Origin of the sequence: Snodgrassella sp. M0351, assembly GCF_016100575.1 — a bacterium.
GTDB classification, from domain to species: domain Bacteria; phylum Pseudomonadota; class Gammaproteobacteria; order Burkholderiales; family Neisseriaceae; genus Snodgrassella; species Snodgrassella alvi.
Genome location: NZ_JACFSG010000001.1, coordinates 42,659 through 55,087 on the forward strand (window position 1 = coordinate 42,659; position 12,429 = coordinate 55,087).

General features: G+C 41.1%; 9 protein-coding genes. 8 read left to right on the forward strand and 1 reads right to left on the reverse strand.

Annotated features, from left to right (window positions below; all coding sequences use genetic code 11):
• Positions 1–3: 3 nt before the first annotated feature.
• The 8 genes from H3V01_RS00170 (at position 4) to H3V01_RS00205 (ending at position 10,769) form a co-directional block, all read left to right on the forward strand.
• The gene (locus tag H3V01_RS00170; protein ID WP_198185568.1) at positions 4–780 is read left to right on the forward strand and encodes a ferredoxin--NADP reductase; all 777 of its coding nucleotides are present in this window, start codon (positions 4–6) and stop codon (positions 778–780) included.
• 107 nt (positions 781–887) lie between these two features.
• Positions 888–1,304 (forward strand): DciA family protein, encoded by a 417-nt coding sequence (locus tag H3V01_RS00175; RefSeq protein ID WP_084547741.1) that lies wholly within the window; start codon positions 888–890, stop codon positions 1,302–1,304.
• Between the two features lie 449 nt (positions 1,305–1,753).
• Positions 1,754–4,423 carry a preprotein translocase subunit SecA gene (secA, locus tag H3V01_RS00180; RefSeq protein WP_198185570.1) on the forward strand — a complete coding sequence of 890 codons (2,670 nt, stop codon included), beginning with the start codon at positions 1,754–1,756 and terminating at the stop codon, positions 4,421–4,423.
• A 268-nt stretch (positions 4,424–4,691) separates the two neighbouring features.
• Positions 4,692–5,468, forward strand: coding sequence for a ferredoxin--NADP reductase (locus H3V01_RS00185; protein ID WP_037393939.1), 777 nt, complete (start codon positions 4,692–4,694; stop codon positions 5,466–5,468).
• A 112-nt stretch (positions 5,469–5,580) separates the two neighbouring features.
• Positions 5,581–6,498, forward strand: a complete 918-nt coding sequence (locus tag H3V01_RS00190) for a lysine exporter LysO family protein (protein WP_198185572.1) — start codon at positions 5,581–5,583, stop codon at positions 6,496–6,498.
• A gap of 1,333 nt (positions 6,499–7,831) precedes the next feature.
• The gene (locus H3V01_RS00195) at positions 7,832–9,100 is read left to right on the forward strand and encodes an MFS transporter (RefSeq protein WP_025330002.1); all 1,269 of its coding nucleotides are present in this window, start codon (positions 7,832–7,834) and stop codon (positions 9,098–9,100) included.
• 22 nt (positions 9,101–9,122) lie between these two features.
• Positions 9,123–9,947, forward strand: a complete 825-nt coding sequence (locus H3V01_RS00200) for an amidohydrolase family protein (RefSeq protein WP_025330003.1) — start codon at positions 9,123–9,125, stop codon at positions 9,945–9,947.
• Positions 9,948–10,220: 273 nt separating this feature from the next.
• A complete protein-coding gene (locus H3V01_RS00205; RefSeq protein WP_025330004.1) occupies positions 10,221–10,769 on the forward strand; it encodes a hypothetical protein in 549 nt (182 codons plus the stop codon).
• 129 nt (positions 10,770–10,898) lie between these two features.
• On the opposite strand, the gene H3V01_RS00210 is transcribed toward H3V01_RS00205, so the two are convergent.
• Complete coding sequence (locus H3V01_RS00210; RefSeq protein ID WP_025330005.1) at positions 10,899–12,320, reverse strand: KAP family P-loop NTPase fold protein; 1,422 nt, start codon at positions 12,318–12,320, stop codon at positions 10,899–10,901.
• Positions 12,321–12,429: the final 109 nt, after the last annotated feature.

The following is a 12,429-nucleotide window of genomic DNA, read 5'->3' on the forward strand; positions in this document are numbered from 1 at the left end:
TGCATGCAGGCTGCCGCAGAAGCCAAATTTACTGAAGAAACCGTACTCTGGGTTAAACAGCATACCCCTAAACTGCTTACTTTTGCCATCACTCGGCCTGAAGCCTATCGCTTCAGTGCCGGTCAGTTTTCGCGTCTGGGCTTTCGTGATGGCGCAGGTTTTATCTGGCGCGCCTATTCTGTTGTATCTGCCGAATATGCAGATACACTCGAATACTTTGTAGTATTGATTGAAGGCGGACCGATGAGTGCCCGGCTGGCACAATTGCAGGCGGGCGATTCTATACTGCTGGATAAAACCGCTTTTGGCTTTTTTCTGCCGGGGCGGTTTACTGACGGCGAGCAGCTGATCATGCTCAGTACCGGTAGCGGCATTGCGCCGTTTCTGTCTATGCTGCAACAGCCTGCTGTCTGGGAACGTTTCCGGCATATCGGGCTGGTACATTCCGTTTCATATGCCAATGAATTGATTTTCAGCCAGCATATAAACGAGTTAATCCATCACCCTCTGATTGGCGAATATACAGATCAACTGACTTACCAGCCGGTAGTTACCCGTGAACCAACTGCCGGAGCACTCGGTCAGCGTCTGCCGCAATTATTGCAGAATGGTACGCTGGCAGAAGGTCTGGGTTTGAAGTTCACTCCTGAACAAACCCGTTTTATGCTGTGTGGTAATCCGGCCATGGTTACCGATACTTTTCAGACCTTACTGGATATGGGGTATAGCATGCACCGTAACAGAGTACCGGGACAGATTATTATGGAAAACGGCTTTTAATCACCGGATAAAATCAGCTTCTGATATAACGAGTGTAAACTTAGCTATAACTTTCAAATTAAACCAAATATTCTGATGTCACCGGCAAATTAAGTTAGTATGGCAGTATGAACCTGAATCAATTCGGCAAAAAAAACGCCCAGCTTAATCAATTATTGCAGCAATCCGCACACTGGCAACGCCTGAGTAACTGTCTGAAACAGGAGTTGCCGGCAAGTATGCGAACTCAGTTTAATGTCGCCTGTGTACGCACCGGTTGTCTGGTGGTGATTGCGCAAAATAGTATGGCTGCTTCACGTTTACGTATGGTGTTGCCGGCATTATTGCCGCAACTGCGGCAGATTGATGCTTCAATTGAAACCGTAAAGGTTAAAGTTCAGCCGGCAGAATCAAAACCCGAAGCAGTAAAGCATGCCAGCTTAAGCCCTGTGGCGCGTGATACGCTGGCACGTTCGGCAGAGGCCTTAACACATCATCCGGAACTGGCGGCAGCACTGCGCCGTTTAAGTGAAAAGAGCAATTGAGCTATTTCAGTCTGTACATTTGTCAGATGCTTTAAACAATGATAAAAAATAATTTAATCAGGATGACAAGATTAAACAAATATAAATAATATTTATTCAGTCCTGATTATGAATCATTATTCTTGTACTGGTGTGCAATCAACTATTTTTTAAACAAAATTCAGTTGCCGGAACAGTAATAATCGGTATTGCATATAAATTTTTTCATCTTCACATAGCAGCGTTAAAGACATGAACAGCTTCTGTAGTGTCAGACAGCGCTTGGAAAAAAGGGTTTTACCATTATATTAAGCACCATAAACAGCAATCAGTAACTTCTGAACAGCTTCAGATTGCACATAATTGACACAGGCATGCAAACAGCCGCACAGCAGCGTAGGCGCTTGTGTTAAAATCTCCTATTTCAAGCTTACTATTTATTGCGCCAGCAGGTGCCGGACTGTTGATTTATGTTGAAAAACTTAGCTAAAAAAATTCTCGGAAGCCGCAACGACCGGCTTTTGAAACAATATCGTAAAGAAGTATCCAGAATCAATGCGCTCGAACCACAAATTCAGGCTTTAAGCGATACTGAACTACAGGCTAAAACTGCTGAATTCAAACAACGTCTGGCTGATGGGGAAAAACTCGATAGTCTGCTGGTAGAAGCTTTTGCTGTATGCCGTGAAGCCAGTAAGCGTGTACTGGGTATGCGGCATTTTGATGTGCAGCTTATCGGCGGTATGGTACTGCATTATGGCAAAATTGCTGAAATGCGTACCGGTGAAGGGAAAACACTGGTTGCCACGACAGCCGTCTATCTGAATGCTCTGACCGGTAAAGGCGTACATGTGGTTACCGTGAATGATTATCTGGCTGCACGTGATGCCGGAATCATGCGCCCGCTGTATGAGTTTCTGGGCATGTCTGTCGGCATCATTATCAGCAACATGGATCATGCCGATAAAAAAGCCGCTTATCTGGCTGATATTACCTACGGTACCAACAATGAATACGGCTTCGATTATTTACGCGATAACATGGTAAGTGATCAAAGCGAAAAAGTGCAGCGTGAGCTCTCATTTGCAGTAGTTGATGAAGTAGACTCCATTCTGATTGACGAAGCCCGTACACCGTTGATTATTTCCGGTCAGGCTGACGATAACGTCACCCTTTATCAGGTAATGAATCAGATTCCGCCACAGCTGATTGCCCAGAAAAGCGAAGACGGTGAGGGCGATTACTGGGTAGACGAAAAAGCACGGCAGGTAGTGCTCAGTGATCAGGGGCATGAGCATGCTGAGCAGATTCTCACCAAAATGGGTTTGCTGCAGGAAGGCGATTCCCTGTATTCCACTACCAATATCATGCTGATGCATCATCTGATGGCTGCGCTGCGTGCTTATACACTCTACCAGCGCGACCAGCATTATGTGGTACAGGATGGGGAAGTAATTATTGTTGACGAATTTACCGGCCGCCTGATGGCCGGCCGGCGCTGGTCTGATGGTCTGCATCAGGCTGTTGAAGCCAAAGAAGGCGTGGAAATCAACAAAGAAAACCAGACACTGGCTTCCATTACTTTCCAGAATTTCTTCCGTCTGTATGACAAACTGGCCGGCATGACCGGTACTGCCGACACGGAAGCCTTTGAATTCCAGAATATTTACGGTCTGGAAACCGTTATCATCCCGCCAAACCGCCCGATGATACGTAAAGATCTGAACGACCAGATATATCGTTCTATCGAAGAAAAATACGAAGCTGTGGTTGCCGATATCAAAGAGCGCCATGCCAAAGGTCAGCCAATCCTTGTTGGTACCACCAGTATTGAAAATTCCGAACTGGTATCCTCCTTACTGGATAAAGAACACCTCAGACACAATGTTCTCAATGCCAAAGAACATGCGCGTGAAGCGGATATTATTGCTCAGGCAGGCCGCCCCGGCATGATTACCGTAGCCACCAATATGGCCGGTCGTGGTACGGATATTGTGCTCGGCGGCAATATCAAACCGCAGATAGATGCCATTAATGCCGACGACAGCCTCACCGAAGAAGCGAAAAAGAACGAAATCGACAAATTACAGCAGCAATGGCAGATTGACCACGATGCCGTGATTGCAGCTGGCGGTTTACACATTATCGGTACCGAACGCCATGAAAGCCGCCGTATTGATAATCAGCTGCGCGGCCGTGCCGGTCGTCAGGGTGATGCCGGTTCCAGCCGCTTTTACCTGTCGTTTGAAGATCCGCTGTTGCGCCTGTTTGCACTTGACCGTGCAACAGCCATTCTTAACCGTCTGGCTCCTGAACGCGGCGTAGCCATAGAAGCCGGAATGCTCAATCGCCAGATTGAAGGAGCACAGCGCAAAGTCGAAAACCGTAACTTCGACATGCGCAAACAAGTACTTGAATACGACGATGTAGCCAACGACCAGCGTAAGGTTATTTATCATCAGCGTGCCGATATTCTGGCCAGCAACGATATTGACGGTCTGATGCAGGAAATACGCCATGATGCAATTGTTGATACTGTAGACAGCTTTATTCCGCCGGATAGTATGGAGGAGCAGTGGGATATTTCCGGTCTGGAAAACAAACTGGCTGCTGATTACAACATTGAAGTTTCCATCAATGACTGGCTTAAAGAAGACAACAGCCTCGACAACGAAAGCATTTCTGAACGTCTGCTGGATATAGTAGAAAAAGATTATGCTTATAAAGTCGAACTGGTTGGCATCGACACCATGCGCAAATTTGAACGCGACATCATGCTGCAAATCATTGACAGCCGCTGGCGTGAACATCTGGCCGATATGGATTACCTGCGTCAGGGTATTCATCTGCGCGGTTATGCCCAGAAAAATCCGAAACAGGAATACAAACGCGAAGCATTTGAAATGTTTCAGGCCATGTGGAGCAATATTCGCCATACCGTTGCTTCATTGCTGATTTCAGTGCGTTTTCAACCGGCCTCTGAAGAAGAGCAGCAAGAAGTATTCGCTGCTGATAATGTAGCAGAAGATGAAGATTTCAGCCCGGAAGCTCTGGAAGCGCGCGGTATTGTTATTCGTCGTAACGATCCGTGCCCGTGTGGCAGCGGTTTGAAATATAAACTGTGCCATGGCCGTCTGTAACTGCGGATAAACCAGCTTAACATCAACAGGTTGCTATAATTATGGCAACCTGTTGATATATTTACTGCTGTTCAGATAAAACTGTCTGAAACAGAGTACTTTTATTAAAGTGAATACTCTAAAACCCATTGAACAGCACATCAAATTGTCTTAAAATTCACACCTTACGTCAGCGACCAGAGCATAAAATGTCCCTGAATGGCAACAGAAAGCTGGCGTGTTTTCGGTTTACGCTAATGATACCGCTTTCCTTAACCATGGATAATTAATGGCAGCCTATAACACACAAAAAGTATTGTCTGTACACCACTGGACAGACGCATATTTCACATTTACCTGTACACGGGACGAATCATTACGTTTTCAGAATGGTCAGTTTGTGATGATTGGTCTGATGGTAGACGGTAAACCCCTGATGAGAGCCTACAGTATTGCCAGTGCCAATTGGGAAGAAGAGCTGGCTTTTTTCAGTATTAAAGTACAGGACGGTCCGTTAACCAGCCGCCTGCAGCATCTGAAACCGGGTGACGAAGTACTGGTGAGTAAAAAGCCTACCGGTACCCTGATTGCCGGTGACCTTAACCCCGGCAAACATCTGTATCTGTTGTCTACCGGTACCGGTCTGGCACCATTTCTCAGCGTAACCAAAGACCCGGACATCTATGAACAGTTTGAAAAAATCATTCTGATTCACGGCGTGCGCTATAAAAAAGATCTGGCCTATTATGATCATTTCACCACAGAGTTACCCAATCATGAATATCTGGGTGAATTAGTACGTGAAAAACTGATTTACTATCCGGTGGTTTCCCGGGAAGATTTCATCCACCACGGGCGCCTGACTGATTTAATGAAATCGGGTAAACTGTTTACCGACATTGGCTTGCCGCCGATTAATCCTGCTGACGACCGGGCAATGATTTGCGGCAGCCCCGAAATGCTCAGAGACAGCTGTGAAACACTTAACAGTTTTGGTTTGACTATTTCCCCGAAAATGGGGCAGCGTGGTGACTACGTTATCGAACGCGCTTTCGTTGATCAGTAAAACCTGAACGTGTATTTCACAGGCAGCCATTGTCACACAATGTGCTGCCTGTTTTGTACCTGCCTGTAGCTAAACCGTTTATTATCCCTAATTCTGCCGTACACAATTATCCATGCAACATTTAATCTCCCTGCTAATCATCCTAGTTCCCTTGTTTATCGGATTTTGCATACCCACACCGGCACGGGTTGTAAACTGGCTGAATTACGGGCTGGCATGGCTGGTGTATCTGATTTTATTTCTAATAGGATTATCTCTGGCGCAAGAGCCCGATCTGGGCGCACAACTGGCTAATATCAGCTTAACTGTAGCGGTATTATTCGTCTGCCTTATCGCAGCCAACCTCCTGATATTTATCTGGTTTGACCGTCGTTATCCGTGGCGGCTGAACCGGCAGCAGCAAACAGGCCAGTCCGGCAATACCAGTATTATGGGCAGTCTCAAGCAGGTTGGTTGTCTGCTTGCCGGGCTGATCGCCGGCAATTACCTCTCTTTTGACTGGCTGGGCAGCCCGCTGGCTGCTGTTAATAAAGCGCTGATAATTTTACTTTTACTGGTGGGCATGCAGTTGCGCAGCAGCGGCATTACCCTGCATCAGGTATTTCTCAATCGCCGCGGCGTTATCTGTGCCGGATTGTTCACACTGGCCAGCCTGCTTGGCGGTTTGCTATTTGCTCTGATTATGCCTGATGTGTCTGTAAGTAAAGGGCTGGCACTCAGCAGCGGTTATGGCTGGTATTCACTTTCCAGCATTATCATGAGTCAGGCTTACGGGGCAGTCTGGGGCAGTATTGCCATGTTTAATGATCTGGCACGCGAATTCTTTGCGCTTATTTTTATTCCCGTACTGATGCGTCGTTATCCCACTACAGCCGTCAGCGTAGGCGGTGCAACCAGTCTGGATTTTACTTTGCCGGTAATACAGTCTTCCGGCGGCATTACTGCCGTACCGGTGGCAATCAGCTTTGGTTTTATTGTTAATATTACTTCGCCAGTATTGATGGTGTTTTTTTCATCACTACAGTTTTAGAGAATAATATTAATTGCTGTTACAGAATTATCCTGAAAATCTTGTATAAAGATTGCTATTCGAAAACATAGCTATCTTCTTTCCCTGTATATTTGCCCGAAAATAAATAATTATGGAGTTCGTATTTAGATAATCACGAAGTAAGAGAAAGTCAGTTTGTATGAAGAAAATAATTATTTTTAAAACCAAAATAGGGAAGAGGAGTATTACAGCACATTCTCACAATTAACACTGTCCGGTTTAAATGATTAAAAAATAGAGTGTTTGCTTACTGAAAAATCAAATAAAGGCGTAAATAAAAATATTCTTAGCTGTAATTTCATATTTACTTTAATAAATTATAAAAAATGGAATTCGGTTTCTTAATCTTATCAGGTATGGAAATTGCAGAAATTATTCTGTTTAGTATTAATACACTATATTTATTATCTAATTCAAAACTTTCATCTGTTTTATAGATAATTTTGAAATAAATTTCAGCGGTATTAAAAACCTTAAATTATAGCAATAAATAAAGTAAAATTATTTAATGTTAAAATTAAATTTTTTATGTAAAAATTAATTTGATTAAATATATTGTTTAAAAATATAATCTGATATATGGGTTTGTTTTAATTTAATCAAAGCTTAAATTCAGGGAGGATAAGATGGATTATAAATAAACATCAAGACAGAGATATATATAATTTTTTTTTATAAAAATAAAATTATATATTGTCTGTCCATAAAATGGTTCATTCACCATAATAATCATTTAATATTATTTGCATAAATTGTATGCCAAATAAAATGTATGTTTTAATGCTTGTCAGGGACAACTACGGATAAATATTGGATATTTATTGGTATTTATTTTTAAAAAATATATTTTTATTAAAATAATATTTGTTATTAAGAATAAATTTTCATAATTTATTGCTAAAACAAATATAATAGAAAAAAAGGTGCACAAAATGTGCCAATTTTATTAGAATTAAAATAATTTATTAATTAATAACCTTTATGTGCAATAAAGACTTAAAGATTTGCTTAAAATCAAAACTTTATTGTATATAATTGTAGTTAAATGGAAAAAGACTAATATACTAGTGTATGTATCTGGAAAGATAAATCTTGTATATCTTAATGTTTAATAGATTGATTATCGAAATAGGGTGATTAATGAAAAATTTCATCTGTTTTATTTTATTTTGAATTACATTATGTTTTTTTATTGGCTTTAAATGCTATTAAGCGTAAATTAAAGACATAAAGTTTTAAAAATTAAGTTTTATATCTGCTGCAAGCATAACAAATTGATATTCTCAAAATTAGATAAAGAAAGAGAAACTTTATGTTTAAGTGGTACCGGGCAGTTTCAGCAAATGAAAGAAAAACCTTTTGGGCATGCTTTAGTGGCTGGGCACTCGATGCTCTGGAAACACAGATGTTTGGTTTGGTGATTCCGTCACTGCTTGTATATTTTGCTATCAGTAAAGGGGAGGCTGGCTTATTCAGTAGTGCCACACTTGTCACTTCAGCACTGGGTGGCTGGTTTGCAGGAGCTCTTTCAGACCGGTACGGACGCGTTAAAACATTGCAAATTATGATTATATGGTTTGCAATTTTTACATTTCTGGCGGCATTTGTTACCGAATATCACTGGTTGCTGGCGCTGAAAGCTTTACAGGGATTTGGTATTGGCGGTGAATGGGCAGCCGGAGCTGTACTGATGGCAGAAACCATTTCCAGCCAGTATCGCGGCAAAGTGATGGCAACAGTACAAAGTGCATGGGCTGTGGGGTGGGGACTGGCCGTTATACTGTTTTCCGTTGTATTCAGTCTGGCTCCGGAAACTTTCGCCTGGCGCATCATGTTTGCAGTTGGTTTATTGCCGGCACTACTGATTTTCTATGTACGCCGGCATGTACAGGAGCCGGTAAAACAAGCTAGTGTAGTTTCGAAAAACGAAAACAGCATGCCTATTACCGAAGCACTGTTCGGCATCTTTTCTCCTTCACTGATTCGTACTACTTTACTAGGCGGTTTGCTGGGTTTGGGTGCTCATGGCGGTTATCATGCAATCATGTCGTGGCTGCCTACGTATCTGAAAGCAGAACGTCACCTTTCTGTGCTCAATTCCAGTGCTTATCTGGCAGTAATCATCGTTGCCTTCTGGTGTGGCTGTATGGCCAGCTCAGTTTTAATCGACAAAATCGGCAGGCGTTTTAATGTTGCCTGTTTTGCTATCTGCTGTGTAATTACAGTACGTATTTATCTGTTTGTCCCCTTAACCAATACCCAGATGCTGTTTCTGGGTTTTCCGCTGGGATTTTTTGCTGCCGGTATTCCTTCCAGTCTGGGCGCATTATTTAATGAATTGTATCCGCAGAAGTACAGAGGTGCCGGAGTGGGCTTCTGTTATAACTTCGGCCGTATTCTTTCTTCTGTATTTCCATTTCTGGTCGGGCATATGAGCGCTTCAATGTCGCTGGGTTCAGCCATCGGTATAGATGCCAGCTGGGCTTATTCAATCGTGGTCATTAGCGTATTGCTGTTACCGGAAACCAAAGGGCGCGACTTAAGCGAAATTGATCAGGACGGTCAGATATCTGACAAATAGCAGATTGAGAAAGAGAAATAACATGAATCAGGAGTCGGTAGGTATTATAGACAGCCACGCCCATGTTTTTATGCTGGATTTACCGATGGCGGCCGGCCGTCGCTATACACCGGCACAAAATGCGCCGCTCGTTGATTATCTGGCACATCTGGATGCTCATGGCTGTACACATGGCGTATTGATTCAGCCCAGTTTTCTGGGTTATGACAACAGCTTTATGCTCCAGGCTATTGCACAGACTAAACCCCGTCTCAGAGGCGTTGCCTGTGTTGAGCCCTCTGTCACAATGCCTGAACTTGAAGCACTAAATAAAGGCGGTATTGTCGGTATACGCCTGAATATTATTGATGGTGTCCAGCCGGATTTACAAACCGATTCATGGCAAAATCTGCTTGATAAAGTGAAAGAGCTTAACTGGCATGTAGAAGTACATTGCCGCAGTAATAAACTCAGTGACATGATTGCAACACTGCTCAAACAAGATGTGAAAGTGGTGATTGATCATTTCGGCCGGCCTTCGGATTGTCAGCCTGCCCGCGATTATGGTTTTCAGCAGTTGCTCGAGTGGGGGCGTAGCGGAATGATATGGTGCAAACTGTCGGGAGCATACCGGATTAGTGCTGCCGCAGCAGAAGGTCACAAATTCTTTGCTTCTGCTATCCCTTTATTAGTAGAAAATCTGGGCAGCCATCGGCTGATGTGGGGAAGCGACTGGCCGCATACCCAATTTGAACAGCAGATTACCCCTGATTATCTGTCTACGCAGCTGAATATGCTGTTGCAGGATAAACAGCTGACACACAATATACTCTGGGATACACCAGCAAAGCTATTCAGATTTATCTAAAAATTGCTAATCCGACCACTGAAACCATTCGGTAATTAATCAGCACAATATGCAGAGAAAATGACTTCGGCAGACAAAAAAATATAAAACTTATTTACCATACACACTATATCTTTAAACATTAATGATTTAATGATATCTTTATTGTGAAGTTATCATAAATTAAGAGAAACAGAATTTAAGCTTTATTGTCTGCTGTCTGAATAAAAGCTCTGGCTTTATCTGATTTGATAAATAAAGTTAAAGCAATATCTGATTAACCAGGAAAACTGTATGAACAAACTGCTGCTTACCTCAGTTTTATTTTTTTGTATATCCGCCGGTGCCGCTGCCAAAGAATACAATTATGAAACCAGCGATGTGAATGATCTGCCACCGCAGTGCATTACGTTAAAAGCTTTTGTATCCACAGCCAACAATCAGTATGACATGGCCTATAAAGGGCAGAAATCTTTATCTGCTGCCGATAATGTTGTTTCCACCGAAATCAGAGCGGCGTTTCTGAAAGGGACGCCAGAAGAATATCTGAATAATGGCATGCTGCAATATTATAATCTGATAAAAAGAAACGGCCTTGAAAAGGAAATTGCAGAGAACCGGATTTATAATCTGACCGGTTTTATGTCACGTGAGGATTTAATCAATATCGCTAAAAAAATCAAAAATCAGGCCTTAAGCGGTAAACTGGACAGTAAACAGTTCAGACTGAATGATGAAACAGTGATTAATGCCTGTCTTAAAAAGGCAGCCAAACCGCCGGCAGGTAGTGGCGCAGATTATTACAAAGCCATTGATTATTCTAAACGTACACCGAAAAAATAAATATTTAACCGCCTGTATGGCGGTTTTTTTATTCAAATTTTATTTTTGCCAGCAGGTTTCAATATTTCAGATATTAATTCTTTATTCGTAAAAAAGATAAAAAATGTAGATAAGTACCTATCCGGAAAATTAATTAATTTTAAATGAATTAGAAATTTCAATGGCTTTTTTTATGTTTAACAGCATTTGTAAATTTATTTTAAGTTTTCCGTATTCATATTCAAATGCAATGTCAATTAGTCTTTCTATTTTATTTTCATCAAAATTAAATTTTTTTGCATTTTGCTCAATTACATCTTCTAATAAATTTGAATTATAAATATATGGTAATGATCTTAAAAGTTCTAAAAATAAAATTTCTAATAATTCTAAGTAATAATTAGAATTATTATCATCTGAAGTACAATGTGAATCAATATTTTTTATTGTTTCATCAAGAAAATCACTAATATTTGTATTATCCAAATTTTTATAAATATCCGGAAATTTTAATTTTAATATAATTAAAAAGATAAATGTAATAAGTGTCCAATTTTTTAAACGAATATTAATTTTCGTTCTAATAACAACATTGAAAATATTACAAAGAGATTCTTGTTCTCTTAAGCTTAATGTGTATTTGTGAACAATGTCTACTAAAAATTCACTAGCCGGTACGTTTGTGTCTTTTGTTTGAAAATACTTTCCAAGTGAAAATTTATTCATTAAATAAAGTATATATGGTTGATTTGATTGTGGTAGAAAATAATCAAAATCAATAAACCGGCGCAAATAGCCGTTAACATCCAGCCCTTGACCGTACACAGCCCTGATAGAATGACCAAGCTGAGTTTTATCCGTCGCCAGTACAAAAATAATATTATCGACATTAAACAAATGCTTGGCTTTTTCCAGTACCTCAATTGCAAAATCAGGACGGCAGCGATCCAGTTCATCTATAAAAATTACCAACGGCTTTTGTTTATCGCCATCGGCATAGCATTTTGCCAGTTTACTTAATTCTTCTTTAAATTTGCTTAAAGTTCTCCGGGATTCTTCGTATTTTTTAATCTGTTCTTTCACCAGGGATTCCCCCAATGCACCTAAGGTTTTAGATAATTCATCAGCACTGGTTAAACCACCTGTAATAGCTTTAATACTTAGATTAGTAATAGAAGGTAAAACAACTTTAGTAAGATTGGCTGTATATTCATAGATACGGGTAATTATTTTTTCGGCCTCAGTTTTATCCTGAACTTTTAATTTTTCTATAGATAAACTAATTTCCCCAATCAGCGCAATCAAAGCATCGTCAGTATAATCACTTTCCCATGCATTGAAATAAATTGTAGGAATATGCTGATTCTTCAGATACTGTTGCCACATTTTGATAAAGGTGGTTTTACCCTGTCCCCAGCCACCATCAATACACAGTACAATAGACTGTTTAAAGCTGGTAATAAATTGAGTCAGAACGGTGATATTTTCCTCTCTGCCCAGTGCATCGTTTTTAAACGGATTGTCGGCATCAATTTCGATTGGCTGGCATTTGCTCAGACTAAGTTTACCCATAATACTTTTCCCCCTGTATAGCAATATTCTGCCGGTACTCACCGGTTATTCTGGTTGGTGTAATCAATGATTTGATTATAATGTTTCTGAATGGCTGTAATACAGAAAT